The organism is Actinomadura montaniterrae, assembly GCF_008923365.1.
Taxonomy (GTDB): Bacteria; Actinomycetota; Actinomycetes; order Streptosporangiales; family Streptosporangiaceae; genus Spirillospora; species Spirillospora montaniterrae.
The window spans coordinates 1-17,367 of sequence record NZ_WBMR01000088.1; the positions used below are offsets into that span (position 1 = coordinate 1).

19 protein-coding genes are annotated in these 17,367 nt (G+C 74.3%); 10 read left to right on the plus strand and 9 right to left on the minus strand.

Annotated elements, in window-relative coordinates; translation table 11 throughout:
- Window positions 1–234 precede the first annotated feature (234 nt).
- Entirely contained in the window at window positions 235–1,143 is a 909-nt protein-coding gene (locus tag F9B16_RS26595) for an SDR family oxidoreductase (protein ID WP_151542901.1), read from the minus strand.
- Complete coding sequence (locus F9B16_RS26600; protein WP_151542903.1) at window positions 1,140–1,907, minus strand: SDR family oxidoreductase; 768 nt, start codon at window positions 1,905–1,907, stop codon at window positions 1,140–1,142. Before F9B16_RS26600 ends, F9B16_RS26595 begins: the two co-directional genes overlap by 4 nt.
- A 64-nt stretch (window positions 1,908–1,971) precedes the next feature.
- Here F9B16_RS26600 and F9B16_RS26605 point away from each other — a divergent pair, with 64 nt between their 5' ends.
- From F9B16_RS26605 to F9B16_RS26620, 4 genes are read left to right on the plus strand one after another with little or no spacing between them, the layout of a single operon-like run.
- Complete coding sequence (locus F9B16_RS26605) at window positions 1,972–2,718, plus strand: enoyl-CoA hydratase family protein (protein WP_151542904.1); 747 nt, start codon at window positions 1,972–1,974, stop codon at window positions 2,716–2,718.
- Window positions 2,715–3,575 carry a CoA transferase subunit A gene (locus F9B16_RS26610; protein ID WP_225991965.1) on the plus strand — a complete coding sequence of 287 codons (861 nt, stop codon included), beginning with the start codon at window positions 2,715–2,717 and terminating at the stop codon, window positions 3,573–3,575. The genes F9B16_RS26605 and F9B16_RS26610 overlap by 4 nt, the downstream gene beginning before the upstream one ends.
- The gene (locus F9B16_RS26615) at window positions 3,572–4,303 is read left to right on the plus strand and encodes a CoA-transferase subunit beta (RefSeq protein ID WP_151542906.1); all 732 of its coding nucleotides are present in this window, start codon (window positions 3,572–3,574) and stop codon (window positions 4,301–4,303) included. Before F9B16_RS26610 ends, F9B16_RS26615 begins: the two co-directional genes overlap by 4 nt.
- Window positions 4,303–5,364, plus strand: a complete 1,062-nt coding sequence (locus tag F9B16_RS26620; RefSeq protein WP_151542908.1) for an NAD(P)H-dependent flavin oxidoreductase — start codon at window positions 4,303–4,305, stop codon at window positions 5,362–5,364. Before F9B16_RS26615 ends, F9B16_RS26620 begins: the two co-directional genes overlap by 1 nt.
- Here the strand turns inward: F9B16_RS26620 and F9B16_RS26625 are convergent, their stop codons facing one another.
- Window positions 5,365–5,979: a TetR/AcrR family transcriptional regulator C-terminal domain-containing protein gene (locus tag F9B16_RS26625; protein WP_151542910.1), complete on the minus strand. Its 615-nt coding sequence runs from the start codon at window positions 5,977–5,979 to the stop codon at window positions 5,365–5,367.
- Between the two features lie 68 nt (window positions 5,980–6,047).
- Between F9B16_RS26625 and F9B16_RS26630 the strand changes: the two genes are divergently transcribed.
- Together F9B16_RS26630 and F9B16_RS26635 are read left to right on the plus strand one after the other, a co-directional pair.
- On the plus strand, window positions 6,048–6,623 hold the full coding sequence (locus F9B16_RS26630; RefSeq protein WP_151542912.1) for a peroxiredoxin-like family protein: 576 nt from the start codon (window positions 6,048–6,050) through the stop codon (window positions 6,621–6,623).
- Complete coding sequence (locus F9B16_RS26635) at window positions 6,620–7,396, plus strand: class I SAM-dependent methyltransferase (RefSeq protein ID WP_151542913.1); 777 nt, start codon at window positions 6,620–6,622, stop codon at window positions 7,394–7,396. The genes F9B16_RS26630 and F9B16_RS26635 overlap by 4 nt, the downstream gene beginning before the upstream one ends.
- A 3-nt stretch (window positions 7,397–7,399) precedes the next feature.
- Here F9B16_RS26635 and F9B16_RS26640 read toward each other — a convergent pair whose 3' ends face one another.
- From F9B16_RS26640 to F9B16_RS26650, 3 genes are all read right to left on the minus strand, one after another.
- A complete protein-coding gene (locus tag F9B16_RS26640) occupies window positions 7,400–8,380 on the minus strand; it encodes a quinone oxidoreductase family protein (RefSeq protein ID WP_151542915.1) in 981 nt (326 codons plus the stop codon).
- Entirely contained in the window at window positions 8,380–9,402 is a 1,023-nt protein-coding gene (locus tag F9B16_RS26645) for an aldo/keto reductase (protein ID WP_151542917.1), read from the minus strand. Before F9B16_RS26645 ends, F9B16_RS26640 begins: the two co-directional genes overlap by 1 nt.
- A 110-nt stretch (window positions 9,403–9,512) precedes the next feature.
- Window positions 9,513–10,373, minus strand: a complete 861-nt coding sequence (locus F9B16_RS26650) for a helix-turn-helix transcriptional regulator (RefSeq protein WP_151542919.1) — start codon at window positions 10,371–10,373, stop codon at window positions 9,513–9,515.
- Window positions 10,374–10,454: 81 nt separating this feature from the next.
- On the opposite strand from F9B16_RS26650, the gene F9B16_RS26655 reads away from it, so the two are divergent.
- The 4 genes from F9B16_RS26655 to F9B16_RS26670 all read left to right on the plus strand — a co-directional run bounded on the left by F9B16_RS26655 (window position 10,455) and on the right by F9B16_RS26670 (window position 14,037).
- Window positions 10,455–11,039: a hypothetical protein gene (locus tag F9B16_RS26655; RefSeq protein ID WP_151542920.1), complete on the plus strand. Its 585-nt coding sequence runs from the start codon at window positions 10,455–10,457 to the stop codon at window positions 11,037–11,039.
- A 73-nt stretch (window positions 11,040–11,112) separates the two neighbouring features.
- On the plus strand, window positions 11,113–12,195 hold the full coding sequence (locus F9B16_RS26660) for an ABC transporter substrate-binding protein (RefSeq protein WP_151542922.1): 1,083 nt from the start codon (window positions 11,113–11,115) through the stop codon (window positions 12,193–12,195).
- Complete coding sequence (locus tag F9B16_RS26665; RefSeq protein ID WP_225991966.1) at window positions 12,188–13,264, plus strand: FecCD family ABC transporter permease; 1,077 nt, start codon at window positions 12,188–12,190, stop codon at window positions 13,262–13,264. Before F9B16_RS26660 ends, F9B16_RS26665 begins: the two co-directional genes overlap by 8 nt.
- The gene (locus F9B16_RS26670) at window positions 13,264–14,037 is read left to right on the plus strand and encodes an ABC transporter ATP-binding protein (protein WP_151542924.1); all 774 of its coding nucleotides are present in this window, start codon (window positions 13,264–13,266) and stop codon (window positions 14,035–14,037) included. The genes F9B16_RS26665 and F9B16_RS26670 overlap by 1 nt, the downstream gene beginning before the upstream one ends.
- A 34-nt stretch (window positions 14,038–14,071) precedes the next feature.
- Here F9B16_RS26670 and F9B16_RS26675 read toward each other — a convergent pair whose 3' ends face one another.
- The 3 genes from F9B16_RS26675 to F9B16_RS26685 are packed head-to-tail and all read right to left on the minus strand — an operon-like array spanning window position 14,072 to window position 17,319.
- A complete protein-coding gene (locus F9B16_RS26675) occupies window positions 14,072–15,283 on the minus strand; it encodes a CaiB/BaiF CoA transferase family protein (RefSeq protein ID WP_151542926.1) in 1,212 nt (403 codons plus the stop codon).
- A 7-nt stretch (window positions 15,284–15,290) separates the two neighbouring features.
- The gene (locus tag F9B16_RS26680; RefSeq protein ID WP_151542928.1) at window positions 15,291–16,466 is read right to left on the minus strand and encodes an acyl-CoA dehydrogenase family protein; all 1,176 of its coding nucleotides are present in this window, start codon (window positions 16,464–16,466) and stop codon (window positions 15,291–15,293) included.
- A 55-nt stretch (window positions 16,467–16,521) separates the two neighbouring features.
- The gene (locus F9B16_RS26685; protein WP_151542930.1) at window positions 16,522–17,319 is read right to left on the minus strand and encodes an enoyl-CoA hydratase/isomerase family protein; all 798 of its coding nucleotides are present in this window, start codon (window positions 17,317–17,319) and stop codon (window positions 16,522–16,524) included.
- Window positions 17,320–17,367 lie beyond the last annotated feature (48 nt).

Below are 17,367 nucleotides of genomic sequence, written 5' to 3' on the forward strand. Positions count from 1 at the left end.
CGGCGCGCCCCCTGGCGGCGGACCCTCAGGAGCCATGGCGGCACCCCCTGCCTTTCGCGTCGTCCGGGGAAGTCCCCTGGCAACTACGACGCGTGATCACCCCGTACCGGTTCGGTGACACGACCGTCCCCCGTCCCCCGCCGTTATCCGGAATGGTGGCAGGTCAGGACGGTTTCACGAGGTTCGCGACCGGAACCGGCCGCGCCCGGCCACGGCCGGGCGCGGGCGAGGGGGTCAGCCGGCGCCGTAGACGGGCTCGGGCGCCGGCGCCTTGGCGAGCAGGCCGGTGACGACGTCGCCGACCTCGGCCGGGTCCCAGCGGGCGCCCTTGTCGGCGGTGGGGCCGTGCCGGAAGGCGTCCATCACGCAGATCTTGCCGCCCTCGGCCTCGAAGACGCGGCCGGTGACGTCCTTGGACTGCGCGGAGCCGAGCCAGACCACCAGCGGCGACACGTTCTCCGGCGCCATCGCGTCGAACTCGCCCTCGGCGGGCGCGGCCATCGTCTGCGCGAAGACCTCCTCGGTCATCCGCGTGCGGGCGGCGGGCGCGATCGCGTTGACGTTCACCCCGTACCGGCCGAGCTCGGCGGACGCGACGAGGGTGAGCCCGACGATGCCGGCCTTGGCGGCCGAGTAGTTGCCCTGGCCGACGCTGCCGAGCAGGCCCGCACCGGACGAGGTGTTGATCACCCGGGCGTCGACGGCGCGGCCCGCCTTGCTCTCGGCCCGCCAGTACTGCCCGGCGTGCTTGAGCGGCAGGAAGTGGCCCTTGAGGTGGACGCGCATCACCGCGTCCCACTCGTCCTCGGACAGGTTGATCAGCATCCGGTCGCGCAGGAACCCGGCGTTGTTGACGAGGGTATCGAGGCGGCCGAAGGCGTCCACGGCGGTGGCGACGAGCGCGGCGGCGCCGGCGTCGGTGGCGATGTCGTCGGTGCTGGCGACGGCGCGGCCGCCGAGCGCCTCGATCTCCTTGACGACGTCCTGGGCGGGGCCGCCGGACGCGTCGCCGGTGCCGTCGCGGGCGACGCCGAGGTCGTTGACCACGACCAGGGCGCCCTGCCGGGCGAACTCCAGCGCGTGTGCGCGGCCGAGTCCGCGCCCGGCTCCGGTGACGGCGACCACGCGGTCCTTGCAGATCATCGCGACTCCTCCTTGTTCACGGTGGCGGCGTCCAGGAACGCGGGGCGCTCTCCCCCGCCGTGCATCAGCATCTGCGACCCGGTGATGTAGGACGCGAGGTCGGAGGCGAGGTAGACGCAGGCGGCGCCGACCTCGAACGGGTCGCCGAGGCGGCCCATCGGGACGGTCCGCGCGACGGCCTGCACGCCCTCCTCGTCGCCGTAGTGCAGGTGCGCCAGCTCGGTGCGGATCATGCCGAGGATCAGCGTGTTGACCCGCACCCGCGGCGCCCACTCCACGGCGAGCGACTGGGTGAGGCTGTGCAGCCCGGCCTTGGCGGCGCCGTAGGGAGCGGTGCCCGGCGACGGCCGGACCCCGCTGACGCTGCCGATGTTGATCACCGAGCCGCCGTCCGGCATCAAGGGGCGCAGTGCGCGCGCCATGATGAGCGGCGCGGTCAGGTTCAGTTCCAGGATCTTCAGATGGGTGCGCAGCGGGCCGTCGGTGAGCGGCAGGAACGGCCCGCCGCCCGCGTTGTTGACCAGCACGTCCACCCGGTCGAGCCCGGCGGCGAACGCCTCCGCGGCGTCGCCGTCGCGCACGTCCAGGGAGGCGAACGAGGCCGTGCGGCCGCCGCTCTCCGGCAGCGCGTCCGGCTCGCGCCGGGCCACCGCGATCACGTCGGCGCCCGCCTCCAGGAAGGCGCGGCTGATCCCCGCGCCGACACCGCGCACGCCCCCGGTGACCACGACGGTCCTTCCCGCCAGGTCCAGCGTCAGTGACATCCCGCCTCCTCCGAGCCCCTCTGCTACGGTCTGTTCTAACAAATGTTTGGTGGAAAGGTAGCGCATGGGAGTCTCCACCACGACCCTGGACGGGGTCGCCGAGATCGTCGTGGACGCGCCGCCGGTCAACGCCCTGACCGTCGCGGGCTGGTTCGAGCTGGCCGACGCGGTGCTCGCGGCCGGCCGCGACCCGCAGGTCGGCGCCGTCGTGCTCCGGGCCGAGGGCCGGGGCTTCAACGCGGGCGTCGACATCAAGGAGATGCAGCGGACCGATGGCCACACCGCGCTGGTGGGGGCCAACCGGGGCTGCTTCGCGGCGTTCGCCGCCGTCTACGACTGCGAGGTCCCGGTCGTCGCCGCGGTGCACGGCTTCTGCCTCGGCGGCGGGATCGGCCTCGCGGGCAACGCCGACATCGTCGTCGCGTCCGACGACGCCTTCTTCGGCCTGCCCGAGGTCGACCGGGGCGCGCTCGGCGCCGCGACGCACCTGGCCCGGCTCGTCCCGCAGCACCTGATGCGCGCGATGGTCTACACCTGCCGCAACGTGACCGCGGCCGAGCTGCACCACCACGGCTCGGTGCTGGAGGTCGTCCCGAAGGACGAGCTGCGCGCCAAGGCGCTGGAGGTCGCCGGGAACATCGCGGCGAAGGACAAGTACGTGATCCGCCGCGCCAAGGAGTCGCTGAACGGCATCGACCCGGTCGACGTCCGCCGCAGCTACCGCTACGAGCAGGGCTTCACGTTCGAGCTGAACCTCATGGGCGCGGGCGACGAGCACCGCGACGCCTTCGTGGCCAAGGGGGCGAAGTGAGCAAGGTACTGACCATCGACGAGGTCGTCGGGTCGCTGGAGAGCGGCATGACGGTCGGGATCGGCGGCTGGGGCTCGCGGCGCAAGCCGATGGCGCTCGTCCGGGCGCTGTGCCGCTCCGACGTCACCGACCTGACCGTGATCACCTACGGCGGGCCGGACGTCGGGCTGCTGTGCGCGGCGGGCAAGGTCCGCCGCCTCGTCACCGCGTTCGTGACCATGGACTCGATCCCGCTGGAGCCGCACTTCCGGCAGGCGCGCCAGACCGGGGCGATCGAGCTCACCGAGTACGACGAGGGCATGTTCATGTTCGGGCTGTACGCGGCGGCGCACCGGCTGCCGTTCCTGCCCACCCCCGTCGGGCTCGGCTCGGACGTGATGCGCGTCAACCCGGAGCTGAAGACGGTCCGGTCGCCGTACGAGGACGGGCAGGAGCTCGTCGCCGTCCCGGCGCTGAAGATGGACGCGGCGCTGATCCACATGAACCGCGCCGACGCGCGCGGCAACGCGCAGTACCTCGGCGCCGACCCGTACATGGACGACCTGTTCGCCAAGGCCGCGGACCGGACCTATGTCTCCTGCGAGCGGCTGGTCGACACCGCCGACTTCGCCAAGGAGGGCCCGCCGCAGTCGATGCTGATCAGCCGGGCGCAGGTGACGGGCGTGGTGGAGACCCCGAACGGGGCGCACTTCACCGACTGCGAGCCCGACCACCGGCGCGACGAGGCGTTCCAGAAGCTGTACGCGAAGTCGGCCGCCGACCCGGAGGCGTGGGCGGCGTTCCGCGACCGGTTCCTGTCCGGCGACGAGGCCGCCTATCAGGACGCCGTCCGGACCTGGCAGGAGGAATCCCGATGAGCGATGTGACGAGGGCGGAGGTCTGCGCGGTCGCCTGCGCGGAGCTGTTCCGCGGCGACGGCGAGATCGTCGCGGCGGCGGTCGCCGGGTTCGTGCCGATGCTGGGCTCGCGGCTCGCGCGGGCCACGTTCGAGCCGGACCTGCTGACGACGGACGGCGGGCCGACGCTGAGCGCCGAGCCGGTCCCGCTGGGCCGCACGGCGGAGGTGGCGGAGGGCTGGCTGCCGTTCCGCGACCACCTGTGGCTGGTGCTGAACGCGCGGCGGCACGTGGTGATGGGGCCGTCGCAGATCGACCGGTACGGCAACACCAACATCTCGTGCATCGGCGACTGGGAGCGGCCGGCGCGGCAGCTCCTCGGGTCGCGCGGCGGGCCGGGCAACACGCTGCTGAACCCGACGAGCTACTGGGTGCCGAAGCACTCGGCGCGGGTGTTCACCGACAAGGTCGACTTCGTCAGCGGCGTCGGCTGGGACCGGGGCGCGCACGAGATCCGCGCCGTGGTGAGCAACCTCGCGGTGCTCGACTTCGACACCCCCGACCACCGGATGCGGCTCCGGTCGGTCCACCCCGGCGTCACGGTCGACGACGTCGTGGCCGCGACCGGATTCGAGCTGGCCGTCCCGGGCGACGTTCCGCAGACGCGCCTTCCGGACGACGAGGAGCTGCGGGTCATGCGCGAGGTGCTCGACCCGAAGGGCCTGCGCGAGCGAGAGGTCCCGGCCTGATGGAGCAGCGGCTCGACACCCCGCTGACCCGGCTGGCGGGCGTGCGGCACCCGGTCGTCCAGACCGGCATGGGCTGGGTGGCCGGCCCGCGCCTGGTCACCGCCGTGGCGAACGCGGGCGGCCTCGGGATCCTGGCGTCGGCGACGATGACGCTCGACCAGCTCGCGGACGCGATCCACGAGGTCAAGGACCGCACGGACGCGCCGTTCGGGGTCAACCTGCGGGCCGACGCCGGGGACGCGGGCGACCGCATCGACCTCCTCATCAAGGAGGGCGTGAAGGTCGCCTCGTTCGCGCTCGCGCCGAAGCGGGAGCTGATCGCCAAGCTCAAGGACGCGGGCCTCGTGGTGATCCCGTCGGTGGGCGCGCGGCGGCACGCGGAGAAGGTCGCGGGCTGGGGCGCGGACGCGGTGCTGGTGCAGGGCGGCGAGGGCGGCGGGCACACCGGCGCCGTCGCCACCACGCTGCTGCTCCCGCAGGTCGTGGACGCGGTCGACATCCCGGTGATCGCGGCCGGCGGCTTCTTCGACGGGCGCGGCCTGGCCGCCGCGCTGTCCTACGGGGCGGCGGGCGTGGCGATGGGCACCCGGTTCCTGCTGACCTCCGACAGCTCGGTGCCGGACGCGGTCAAGCAGGTCTACCTCGAGACCGGCGAGACGGTCGTGACCCGCCAGGTCGACGGGATGCCGCACCGGGTGCTGCGCAGCGAGCTGGTCGACGAGCTGGAGTCGGCCGGGCGGATCAGCGGCCTGGTCCGGGCGCTGCGCAACGGCGCCCGGTTCAAGAAGCTGTCCGGCATGTCGTGGCGCGCGATGATCGCCGACGGGAAGGCGATGAAGCACGGCAAGGACCTGTCCTGGTCGCAGGTCCTCATGGCGGCCAACACCCCGATGCTGCTGAAGGCGGCGATGGTGGACGGCCGTCCCGACCTCGGCGTGATGGCGTCGGGCCAGGTCGTCGGGGTCATCGACGACCTGCCGAGCTGCGCGCAGCTGATCGACGGGATCGTGGCGCAGGCCGTCGAGGCCATCGCCGCGCAGCAGTCGCTGCTGGTGCGCTAGCTAGGCGCTCCCGAGGCCGCGCAGCACGGCCGCCAGTCCCCCGCGGAACTCCTCGTCGGGGCCGATCCGGCGGGCGTGCCGCGCGGTCTCGGCCATGTTCGGGAACTCGTCCTCGGGGAGCGCGGCGATGACGAGGGTCCCCTCCCCCTCCAGCGGGCCCAGGTGCTCGAGCTGGATCGCGCCGATGATGTAGGCGATCACCGCCCGCAGCGCGACGGCCGCCCGGGGCCCGGTGATGCCGGCGTCGCGCAGGATGCCCGCGACGGTCTCCCCCCAGCACAGCGAGCCGGTCGAGTCGTGCCGGTGCGTGAGCGTCAGCGGCATGATCGCCGCGTGCGCGCCGAACGCGTCCCGCAGCCGCAGCGCCATGGTCTCGATCCGCGCCTCCCACGGCCCGGCGGGCGGCGGCGCGGGATCGACCTCGGCGTAGACCAGGTCGATGACGAGGCCTTCCAGCTCCTCGCGGTCCCGGACGTACCGGTACAGCGCCATCGTGCTGAGCTTGAGCTCCTTGGCGACGGCGCGCATGGACAGCCCGGCGAGGCCGTCCCGGTCGATGACGGCGAGCGCCGCGGCGGCGACCTGGGCCTGGGTGAGCGAGCGGGGTCGAGGCATGGCGCTTGACAGCGTACGGCATACGCTTACGATCGTAGGTGTACGCCATACGCTTAAAGGAGCGACGCATGCGCCTGGCCCCCGGATCCGACGTCCCGGCCTGCGAGCTGACCCCGGTCGGCGGCCCGCCGGTCCCCGTCCCCGACCCCGCCCACCTCGTCCACCTGCAGTTCCGCCGGTTCGCGGGCTGCCCGATCTGCAACCTGCACCTGCGCTCGTTCGTCGTCCGGCACGCCGAGGTCGAGGCCGCCGGGATCCGCGAGGTCGTGGTGTTCCACTCCACCGACGAAGAGCTGCGCGAGCACGTGAACGGCCTGCCGTTCCCCGTCGTCGGCGACCCCGCGAAGAGGCTGTACGCCGAGTTCGGCGTCGAGTCCGCGCGCCGGGCGCTGCTCGACCCGCGCGTGTGGGGCCCGCTCGTCCGGTCCTCGGTCATCAAGACGTGGCGGGTGCTCCGGGGCCGCGAGCGCACGCCGTCCGCCCACCCGACCGGCGGCCGGCTGGGCCTGCCCGGCGACTTCCTTATCGGCGCGGACGGACGCCTGGTCGCGGCGAAGTACGGCGAGCACGCCTACGACCAGTGGTCGGTCGACGAACTGCTCGCCCTGGCCGCCGAGGCGCCCGCCCCGGCGCGGAAGGCATGACCGTGGAATCCGCCGACCGCGCCGCCGACGCCGCCCGCTACGAGGTGATCAGCGGCGGGTACGACGCCGCCCTCTTCGCCGCCGCCGCCATCCCGCCCGCCGGGCGCGTCCTCGACATCGGCTGCGGCTACGGCGCGACCTCGCGGCGCGCCGCACGGCTCGCCGCGCGCGGGAGCGTCCTCGGCAACGACATCTCGGAGCCCCTCCTCGCCCAGGCCCGCGCGTTCGCCGACGACGAGGGCCTGGGCAACGTCGCGTTCGAGGCGGGCGACGCACAGACGCATCCGTTCCCCGGAGGCGAGTTCGACGTCGCGATCAGCCGGTTCGGCATGATGTTCTTCCGCGACCCCGTGGCCGCCTTCGGCAACGTGCACCGGGCCCTGAAGGCGGGCGGACGGCTGGTGTTCACGACCGTCGGCCCGCCCGGCGGCAACGACCTGCCGGGCATCGTCGCGGCCGCCATGCCCCCGGCGATGGCGGACGCGCCCCCTTCCGACGTGCACTCGCTGTCCCGGCCCGACCGGATCGCGACCGTCCTCGGCGCCGCCGGGTTCGCCGGCGTCCGCTCCGAACCGGTCGAGACGTCCATCGTCCTCGGGCCGGACGCGGAGGCGGCCGCCTCGTTCGTCCTCGCCTGGAGCGCCTTCGGCGGCGCCTTGGACGAAGCCGCGACCGGGCGCGCGCGGGCCGCGCTGGCCGACGCGGCCCGCCCGTTCGAGACGCCCGGCGGCGTCCGGCTGCGGGGCACCGCGTGGCTGGTCACGGCCGTGTGAGCGTCAGCCGCGCACCGCGAGGACGAGCTTGCCGGTCGTGGCGCCCGACTCGATGCGCCGGTGCGCCTCCGCGGCCTGCTCCAGGGGCAGTTCCTCCACCTGCAGCCGCAGGTCGCCGGAGGCCGCGGCGGCCACGGCGCGGCGCAGCGCCCGGCCCGCGTCCGCCGGGAACGCCGCCGAGAACGCGGCGAGGTTGAACCCCGACACGGACTTGTTGGTGAACCACAGCTCGTTCGCGGACACGCCCACGTCGTCCGCGCCGGACGCGTTGCCCATCACGATCATCCGGCCCATCGGGGCGAGGGCGTCGAGGCTGGTGCGGCGCGCCGGGCCGCCGACCATGTCCACCACGATGTCGAACCCGCGCCCGCCGGTGAGGTCCGCGACCCGGTCCGGCAGCTCGTCGCGGAGCACGACGTCGTCGTAGCCGAAGCCGCGCGCCGTCTCGATCTTCGCCGGGCCGCCGACGGTGCCGGCCACGCGGCCCGCGCCGAGCTGCCGGGCGGCCTGGCCGAGCTGGCTGCCGACGCCGCCGGCGGCGGCGTGTACGAGCACGGTCTCGCCCGGTTCGATGCGCGCCGCCCGGTCCAGGACGAGGAACGCGGTCGTGCTGTTGGACGGGATCGCGGCGGCGACGTCGAGGCCCAGGTCGAGGCCGTCCAGCGGCGCGACCAGGTCCGCGGACGTCACGACGACCTCGGCGTAGCCGCCGCTGTCGACGATCGTCAGCGCGGCGACGGGCTGTCCGGGACGCAGGCCCTCGACGTCGGGCCCGACCGCGCGGACGTGCCCGGACACCTCGATCCCGGGGACGAACGGCAGCGGCACGTCCACGACGCCCCGCCGGTACAGCACCTCGGCGAAGTTGGCGCCCGCGTACGCGACGTCGATGGACACCTGCCCCGGTCCCGGCTCGGGGACCTTGATCTCGTCCACGCGCAGCACGTCGGCCTCGCCGAACGCGGGGATGGTGACGGCCTTCATCAGTAACGCCCTCCAACGGCCGCGGGGACGGCGTCCAGCTCGGCCAGGTCGGTCTCGGTGAGGTCGAGGTCGGCGGCCCCGGCGTTGTCGCGCAGGTACCGCTGCTTCTTCGTACCCGGGATCGGGATGACGTGCTCGCCCTGCGCGAGCGTCCAGGCGATGGCGACCTGCGCCGGGGTGGCGCCGTGCCGCTCGGCGACGGCCTTCACGACGTCGACGATCCGCAGGTTGGCCTTCAGCGCCTCCTCCTGGAAGCGCGGGTTGGCGCCGCGGAAGTCGCCATCCTCGAAGTCGGCGGCGGTGACGGTCCCGGTGAGGAACCCGCGGCCGAGCGGCGAGAACGGGACGAACGCCGCGCCGTTGGCGGCGCACCAGCCCACCACGTCGCCCGCATCGCCCGCGCCGGAGACCGCGCCGGACACCGTGCCGACGCCGTCGCCGGCGGCCTGCGTCCCCGGCTGCCCCAGCGCGTCGCGCGTCCACAGCGACAGCTCGGACTGGACCGCCGCGACCGGGTGGATCGCGTGCGCCTCGGCGGCCTGCGCCACGCTGACCTCCGACAGGCCGAGCCGGCGCACCTTGCCCTCGGCGACCAGCTCCGCCATCGCGCCCCAGGTGTCGGCGAGCGGCACGTCCGGGTCGACGCGGTGCAGGTAGTAGAGGTCGATCACGTCGGTGTCCAGGCGGCGCAGGCTGTCCTCGGCGGACGCCTTGACGTGCTCCGGCCGCCCGTTCCGGACGATCTTCCGCGTGGCCAGCGACTCCACGACGAGGCCCGTCTTGGTGGCGAGCACCGCCTCGTCGCGGCGTCCGGCGAGGGCCCGCCCGACCAGCGTCTCGTTGTGGCCGTCGCCGTAGGGCTGCGCCGTGTCCAGGAACGTGACGCCCATGTCGAGCGCCTCCCGGATCAGCGCCACCGACGCGTCGTCATCGCGCTCGGACTCGGTGTACGCCCAGCTCATGCCCATGCAGCCGAGGCCGACCGCGCCGACCGGCGTACCTGCGAAATCACGATTCCTCACGGCCGTTCCCTTCATCCGGTTCCTTCGGGAACGATCGTGCCGGACCGCCGGAGGGGCAGACAGACTCCGCTCATCCTGGGTCTGCCACCACCACCCTCGCGGGGCGCGGATCAGCTCGCCGCGGCCAGCCCGCGCCGCGCCATCAGCCGCTCCAGGCGCTCCAGAGTGCCGGTGCCGGGACGCGGGTTCTGCAGCACGAGGTGGGTGCCGGGACGGTCGGCGAGCGGCAGCAGCGTCCCCTCGAAGACCATCTCGCCGGCCTCGGGATGCCGGACGCCCTTCACCGCCTGGATGGCCGAGCTGACCTCGTGCCGGGGCCACAGCTCGGCGAACTCCGGGCTGGCCGCGATCATGTCGTCGGCGATCCGGCCGAACTCCGGGTCGTCGGGGTACCGGGCCGCGTCCGCGCGGAAGCGGGCGACGACGTCCGGCGCCGCCGCGGCCCACTCCATGTGCATCTCGCGGTAGCGGGCGTTGGTGAAGAACGACACCAGGCAGTTGTGGTCGGTGTCGCCGAACCCGAACACCGCGCGGGCCGCGTCGTTGATCGCGACGAAGTTCCAGTGCCGGTCCCGGACGTAGGCGGGCCGCGGCGACCACGCGTCCAGCACCCGCTGCAGCTCCGGCGTGATCGGGACGGCGGGACCCGCCTCGCGCCGCGGCGGGTTCAGCCCCGCCAGCAGGTACAGGTGCTCGCGCTCGGCGGCGTCGAGCCGGAGCGCGCGGGCGATGGCGTCCAGCACCTCGCCGGACACCTTGATGTCGCGTCCCTGCTCCAGCCACGTGTACCAGGACACGCCGACGCCGGCGAGCACGGCGACCTCCTCGCGCCGCAGGCCCGGCGTCCGGCGCCGGCCCGCGTCCGGCATGCCGACGTCGGCGGGCGTGAGCCGGGCGCGGCGGGTGCGCAGGAAGTCGCGCATCTCCTCGCGGCGGCGGTCGGGGGCGGAGGCGGGGGTCGTCCTGGCCATGCCGCCCACGATATCCGGCGGCGGGGTCGTGATCGCCGGGGGCGGCGGCGGGTGCCCGAGACCCGGCTCTAGGCTGGCCACGTGATCGGCTCGGGGACGGCGGCACGCTGGGCGCGCGGCGGCTTCCTCGCCGCCGCCTGCGCGCTGCTCTCGCTCGCCGGCCACGTCATGGGCGGCGCCTGCTGCCTGCCGCCGCTCCCGGCGATCCTCGCCGCGGGCGGGGTGGTGGGCGCGCTGTGCGTCGGGCTCGCCGGGCGGATGATGTCGTTCCGGCGGATCCTGGCCGTCATCGGATGGGCGCAGGTCGCCTTCCACCTCGCGTTCACCGTGTCCGCGTCGTCCCCCGCCCACCACATGGCGCCCGGCGCGGAGCCGATGGCGGGGCCCGGTCTCGCGATGGGCCCGCCGATGCTGGCGGGCCACGCGGCCGCCGCCCTCGCGGCCTCGGTCCTGCTCGCGTACGCCGAGCGGGCCCTGTGGTGGCTGTACGGGGCGGTCTTCGCGGTCGTCCTCGCCCGGCTGATCGTCCGGGCGCCCGCCGCGGCGCACCGTCCGCCGTGGCCGGTGGTGGTCGCGGACGACCCCGCGCCGCGCCGCGGCGTCCTGCTCGCCCGCGCCGTCCGGCGCCGCGGGCCTCCCCCGGTGGTCCTGCACGCCGCCGCCTGACCGCGCCGTACTGCGCGGTCGGTCCGGCGTGCCTTCGCCATGCCCTGATGACCACCGGAAACAAGGAACTCCCATGTTCGAAGGCAAGCCGTCCCGGCGTGCCGCGCTGTGCGCGCTGGCCGCCGGGGCGCTCCTGGGCGCCGCCGCGTGCTCGGGCTCCCCCGCCGGCGAGGCGTCCGACGTCCCGACCGGCGCCCCCGGCAAGACCACCTACCCCCTGACCATCCGCAACTGCGGGCAGAAGGTGACGTTCACCGGGCCGCCGCGGCGCGTGCTGATCCTGAACGGGACGTCGGTGGCCGAGTCGGAGAGCTTCGTGCTGCTCGGGCTGCAGGGCCACGTCCTCGCGAACGCCCAGTCGTACGGGGTGTCGGATGACCCGTCGATGGTCGCGGCCGTAAAGGCGCTGCCGACCGGCGGGCTCACCATGAACCGGAACTTCGAGGTGCCCGCCGAGCAGGTCCTCGCCGCCAGGCCCGATCTCGTGATCTCCACGTGGTCGGGCGGGTTCGACGCCAAGCGCGGCCTTGCGACCCGCGAGCAACTCGCCGCCGCTGGGATCAACACCCTGGTCAACCCGGTGAACTGCGCTTACGGCAAGCCGAGCGCGTCGGCCGCCGAGAAGCGCGCGTACGAGCGGATCTCGATCGCGTCGTCGTACGACTTCCTCGCCCTGCTCGGCCGGGTCTTCGACGTCCAGCGGAAGGCCGCGGACGTGTCGGCGGCCCTGCGGCGGCGCGTCGACGCGGTCCGGGCCCGGGTCGCCGGCAAGCCGGCGCGGAAGGTGCTGATCGTCTATCCCGGCATGTCGATGATGAACGCCGCCGGGCTGCCCGCCGTCATGACGGGGCGCATCACCGACGAGGTGATCAGGGCGGCCGGCGGCGTCAACGCGTTCGCCGGGCGGTCGCGCGACGTCACCGCCACGCTCACGAAAGAGCAGCTGGCCATGGCGCAGGTCGACGTCCTCGCCGTGGGCGCCTTCACCCCGTCCGAGGACCCGGCCGCGGAGGCGCGCAAGCTGTTCGCCGAGTACCCGCAGTGGCAGGCGTCCAAGACCGGTTCGTACGCGACCGTCGCGGACGGCGCGTTCCTCGGACCGCTCAACGCCTGGGCGGTCGAGAAGCTCGCGAAGGCGGTGCACGGCAATGGCTGAGCGCAGCGCGATCGCCGAGCGCCCGGTGCGGCGGCGCGGCCCGCACCTGGTGCCGGGCCGGATGGTCGCCGTCCTGCTCGCCGGGCTCGCCGCCGCGTTCGCCGCCGTCGCGGTCGCGGGCATCACCATCGGCTCGGTCGACCTGCCGCCCGGCGCGGTCTGGCGCGTCGTCGCCTCCCACCTCACCGGCGCGGCGTCCCCGGACCCGCTGCGCGACCAGGTGATCTGGGAGATCCGCACGCCCCGCGTGCTGGTCGCGGCCCTCGTCGGCGCGGGGCTGAGCGTCGCCGGCGTGGCGTTGCAGGCGCTCGTCCGCAACCCGCTCGCCGACCCGTACGTCCTCGGCGTCTCGGCGGGGGCGTCGCTGGGCGCGGTGCTGGTCGTCTCGTTCGGCGCGACGGCGTTCGGCGGGCTCGGCGTGACCGGCGCGGCGTTCGCGACCGCGGCGCTCAGCGTCCTGGCCGTCTACGCGCTCGCGCAGCGCGGCGGGCGGCTGCTGGACTCTCGGCTCGTGCTGGCCGGGGTCGCCGTCGGGTACCTGTGCTCGGCCGCGACGAGCTTCGTGCAGCTGCGGCTCGACCCGTCGGAGCTGCAGGGCCTGATGTTCTGGCTGATGGGCAGCGTCGCGGGCGCGACCTGGTCCGACCTCGGCGTGCCCGCCGCCGTCATCGCGGCGTGCACGCTGTTCCTGCTGCTCCAGGGCCGGAGCATGAACGCGCTGCTGGCCGGGGACGACGCGGCCGCCGGGCTCGGCGCGTCCGTGCCGGCGCTGCGGATCGCGCTGCTGGTCGTCGCGTCGCTGCTGACGGCGACGTCGGTCGGCGTGGTCGGCGGGATCGGGTTCGTCGGGCTGATGGTGCCGCACGCCGCCCGCTTCCTCGTCGGCGCCGACCACCGCCGGGTGCTGCCGGTCGCGGCGCTCGGCGGCGCGGTGTTCCTCGTCGCGGTCGACATCGCGGCGCGCACCGCCGACCGGCCGAACGAGCTGCCGATCGGCATCTTCACCACCGGTCTCGGCGTGCCGTTCTTCCTGTGGCTGCTGCGGCGGCGTGCGGGAGGCGCGGGCTGATGCGGCTGGACATCGCGGGCGTCACCGCCGAGATCGACGGCACCGCGATCGTGTCGGACGTGGACCTGGTCGCCGAGCCCGGCGCGTTCGTCGGGCTCATCGGCCCGAACGGCAGCGGCAAGTCGACGCTGCTGCGCACCGTGTACCGGTCGTTGCGGCCGTCCGCCGGGGTCGTGTCGCTGGACGGCGACGACCTGTGGCGGATGCGGGCGCGGCGGGCGGCGCTGCGGCGGGCGGTCGTCACCCAGCACGGCGACCTGGGCGGCGAGTTCTCCGTCGCCGAGGTCGTCGCGATGGGACGGTCGCCGCACAAGGGCGTCCTCGAACGCGAGAACGCCGCGGACCGCGCCGTCGTGGCGAACGCGCTGGAGCGGGTCGGGCTGGCGCACGCGTCCGGCCGGCTGTTCTCCACCCTGTCGGGCGGGGAGAGGCAGCGCGCGCTGGTGGCGCGGGCCCTCGCGCAGGAAGCGCCGCTGCTGATCCTCGACGAGCCGACCAACCACCTGGACGTGCGCGCGCAGCTCGGCCTGCTCGACCTGGTCCGGTCGCTCGGGCTGACGGTGCTGGCCGCGCTGCACGACCTCGACCACGCGGCCGCCTACTGCGACCGGGTGGTCGTGCTGCAGGACGGGCGCGTCCGGGCGTCCGGGCCGCCGCTGGAGGTGCTGACGCCGGAGTTCGTCGCGGACGTGTTCGGCGTGCGGGCCCACATCGGCGCGCATCCGATCACCGGCCGCCCGCACATCGCCGTCGCCTCGGCGGAGCCGTGGTGATCCGCGGAGGGAGGTGATGCCGGGACCGTGCGGCTCAGGTGGCCGGCGGCGCCGCCGCGTGCAGCCGCACGGTCCCGGACTCGCTCAGCCGCCCGATCGCCGCGCCGTCACGGCCCAGCTCGCGCAGCACGGCCTCGGTGTGCTCGCCGAGCGCCGGGACCGGGTCCATCCGCGCCTCGGCGTCGGCGAACGTGACCGGCGGGCGGATCGCCCGGATCGTCCCGACCGGGGAGCCGACCTCGCGCCAGCGGTCGCGCTCGGCGAGCTGCGGGTGCGCGATCAGCCCGCGGGTGTCGTTCAGCGACGCGTTCGCGACGCCCGCCTCGTCCAGCCGCCGCAGCAGCTCCTCGCGGCCCATCGCCGACGTGACACCGGAGACGATCGCGTCCACCTTCTCGCGGTTGCGGACCCGCGCCTGGTTCGTCGCGTACTCGGGATCGGTGACGAGGTCGGGACGGTCCAGGACGCCGTTCGCCAGCGCCGCCCAGCCGCGGTCGTTCTGCACGCCGATGACGACGTCGACCCCGTCGGCGGTCGGGTAGGCGTCGTACGGGGAGATCACCGGGTGGCTCAGCCGCGTCCGCGGCGGCACCGAACCGGTGTAGAGGGTCGTGTACATCGCCTGGCTCATCCACTCGGCGACGGCGTCGAACATCGTGACCTCGATCGCCGCGCCCTCGCCGGTGGTGCCGCGCCGGACGAGCGCCGCGAGCGTCCCGGAGAAGGCGTACATCCCGGCGGCGATGTCGGCCAGCGGGGAGCCCGCCTTCACCGGCGTCTCCGGGGTGCCGGTGACCGAGATCAGCCCCGCCTCGGCCTGGACGAGCATGTCGTAGGCGCGCTTGTCGCGGTACGGGCCGCGCGTCCCGTATCCGGACATGTCGACGACGATCAGCCGGGGGTCACGGGCCCGCAGCTCCTCCGCGCCGAAGCCGAGGCGGGCGGCGGCGCCGGGCGCGAGGTTCTGCAGGAACACGTCCGCGCCCGCGACCAGCTCGGCGAGGATCGCGCGCCCCTCGTCCTGCTTGAGGTCGAGCGCGACCGACTCCTTCGACCGGTTCAGCCAGGCGAAGTGGGTGCCGAGCCCGCCGCGCACGTTCGCGTCGTAGGCGCGGGCGAAGTCGCCGCCGTCCACGCGCTCGACCTTGATGACGCGGGCGCCGAGGTCGGCGAGCTGCCGGGTGGCGAACGGCGCCGCCACCGCCTGCTCCAATGCGACGACGGTGATGCCTTCGAGGGGGAGCATCTGCGCCTCAGCCCTCCAGCAGCCGGCGGCCGATGATCATCTTCTGGATGTCGGCGGTGCCCTCGCCGATCAGCAGCATCGGCGCCTCCCGGTAGAGCCGCTCGATCTCGTACTCCTTGGAGTAGGCGTAGCCGCCGTGGATGCGGAAGGCGTCCTCCACGACCTCCTTGCAGTACTCGCTGGCCAGGTACTTGGCCATGCCCGCCTCGAGGTCGTTGCGCTCGCCGGAGTCCTTGCGGCGCGCCGCCATCACCATCATCTGGTGCGCGGCCTCGACCTTCGTCGCCATCTCGGCGAGCCGGAACATGACGGCCTGGTGCTCGGCGATCGGCTTGCCGAACGTCTCGCGCCGCCGCGCGTAGTCGAGGGCCAGCTCGTAGGCGCGGCGCGCGACGCCGCAGCCGCGGGCCGCGACGTTGACGCGGCCGACCTCGACGCCGTCCATCATCTGGTAGAAGCCGCGCCCCGGCGTCCCGCCGAGGATCTGCGCGGACGGGATCCGGTAGGCGTCGAAGATCAGCTCGGTCGTGTCGACGCCCTTGTACCCCATCTTCTCGATCTTCCCGGGGACGGTCAGGCCGGGCGCGACCTCCCCGAACCCGGGCGTCTTGTCGACCAGGAACGTCGTCATGCCGCGGTGGCCCGCGTCCGGGTCGGTCTTGACGAGCGTGGCGACGAGGTTCGCGGAGCCGCCGTTGGTCAGCCACATCTTCTGGCCGTCGATCACGTACGCGTCGCCGTCCGGCACGGCGCGGGTCCTGATCGCCGAGACGTCCGAGCCGCAGCCCGGCTCCGACATCGAGAACGCGCCGCGGATCTCGCCGGTCGCCATCTTCGGCAGGTAGTGCGCCTTCTGCTCCGGGGTGCCGTGGTGGGTGATCATCCAGGCGACGATGAAGTGGGTGTTGACGATGCCGGACACGCTCATCCAGCCGCGCGACAGCTCCTCCACCGCCAGCGCGTAGGTCAGCAGCGACTCGCCGAGCCCGCCGTGCTCCTCGCCGATCATCAGGCCGAACAGGCCGAGCCCCTTCATCCCGTCCACGATGGCCTGCGGGTACGCGTCGGCGTGCTCCAGCTCCGTGGCGACCGGGAGGATCTCCTTGTCGACGAACGCCCGCACCGTCGCGACGATCTCCCGCTGCTCGTCCGTCAGCCCGTAGGTCTGCTGCAGCCTGCTCACGTTCCATTTCCTCCCGGATCAGACGCCTGCGCGAAGAAGTCGTGGGGCCGGCGGCTCAACGGCCCTCGAAACGGGCGGCGCGGTGCTCGGCGAACGCGGCGCGGCCCTCGGCGAAGTCGGCGGTGCCGAACAGCGCGGCCTGCTCCTCCCGCTCCGCCTCCAGCAGCCGCTTCAGGCTGTGGTCGGCGCGCGCGAGCAGCCGCTTGGCGGCGGCGACCGACAGCGGGGCGAGCGACGCCGCCTCGGCGGCCAGCTCCAGCGCCGCGTCCAGTGCCTTGCCCGGCGGGGCGAGCGAGTCGGCGAGCCCGATCTCGTAGGCGCGCAGTGCGGGCACGGTGCGGCCGAACACGAGCATCTCCTTGGCGCGGCCCATCCCGACGCGCTGCGGGAGCGTCCACAGCAGCCCACCGTCGGCGACCAGCCCGACCTTGCCGAACGCCGCGACGAACCGGGCGTCCTCGGCGGCCACCACGTGGTCGCAGACCGCGGCGAGGGACACGCCGAGCCCGGCGGCGGCGCCCTCGACGGCCGCGATCACCGGTGTCCCGCAGGTCGCGATGATCCGGACGGCCCGGTGCACCGGCGCCAGCCGCTCGCGGACCTCGCCGGGAGCGGCGCCCTCCATCGACCGCAGGTCGCCGCCCGCCGAGAACGTGCCGCCCGCGCCGGTCAGCACGATCGCGCGGACGGCCGGGTCGTCGGCGGCGCGCCGCAGCTCGTCCAGGAGCCGCAGGCGCACCGGGATGTCGATCGCGTTGCGCGCGCCGGGCCGGTTCAGCGTCAGGACCCGGGTCGCGGCGTGGTCGGCGGCCTCGACGACGTCGCCGGCGTCCTCGTCGTCGGCGGCGGTCACGCGTCCGCCGCCGATCCGCGCGCGGGGGCGGGCGGTGCTGCGGAGTCC

Coding starts and splice junctions, on each gene's coding strand:
- F9B16_RS26635 (WP_151542913.1), top strand. CDS start 6,620: ATGACCGTGGAATCCGCCGACCGCGCCGCCGACGCCGCCCGCTACGAG.
- F9B16_RS26670 (WP_151542924.1), top strand. CDS start 13,264: ATGCGGCTGGACATCGCGGGCGTCACCGCCGAGATCGACGGCACCGCG.
- F9B16_RS26625 (WP_151542910.1), bottom strand. CDS start 5,979: ATGCCTCGACCCCGCTCGCTCACCCAGGCCCAGGTCGCCGCCGCGGCG.
- F9B16_RS26660 (WP_151542922.1), top strand. CDS start 11,113: ATGTTCGAAGGCAAGCCGTCCCGGCGTGCCGCGCTGTGCGCGCTGGCC.
- F9B16_RS26650 (WP_151542919.1), bottom strand. CDS start 10,373: ATGGCCAGGACGACCCCCGCCTCCGCCCCCGACCGCCGCCGCGAGGAG.
- F9B16_RS26600 (WP_151542903.1), bottom strand. CDS start 1,907: ATGTCACTGACGCTGGACCTGGCGGGAAGGACCGTCGTGGTCACCGGG.
- F9B16_RS26615 (WP_151542906.1), top strand. CDS start 3,572: ATGAGCGATGTGACGAGGGCGGAGGTCTGCGCGGTCGCCTGCGCGGAG.
- F9B16_RS26675 (WP_151542926.1), bottom strand. CDS start 15,283: ATGCTCCCCCTCGAAGGCATCACCGTCGTCGCATTGGAGCAGGCGGTG.
- F9B16_RS26605 (WP_151542904.1), top strand. CDS start 1,972: ATGGGAGTCTCCACCACGACCCTGGACGGGGTCGCCGAGATCGTCGTG.
- F9B16_RS26640 (WP_151542915.1), bottom strand. CDS start 8,380: ATGAAGGCCGTCACCATCCCCGCGTTCGGCGAGGCCGACGTGCTGCGC.
- F9B16_RS26595 (WP_151542901.1), bottom strand. CDS start 1,143: ATGATCTGCAAGGACCGCGTGGTCGCCGTCACCGGAGCCGGGCGCGGA.
- F9B16_RS26665 (WP_225991966.1), top strand. CDS start 12,188: ATGGCTGAGCGCAGCGCGATCGCCGAGCGCCCGGTGCGGCGGCGCGGC.
- F9B16_RS26620 (WP_151542908.1), top strand. CDS start 4,303: ATGGAGCAGCGGCTCGACACCCCGCTGACCCGGCTGGCGGGCGTGCGG.
- F9B16_RS26630 (WP_151542912.1), top strand. CDS start 6,048: ATGCGCCTGGCCCCCGGATCCGACGTCCCGGCCTGCGAGCTGACCCCG.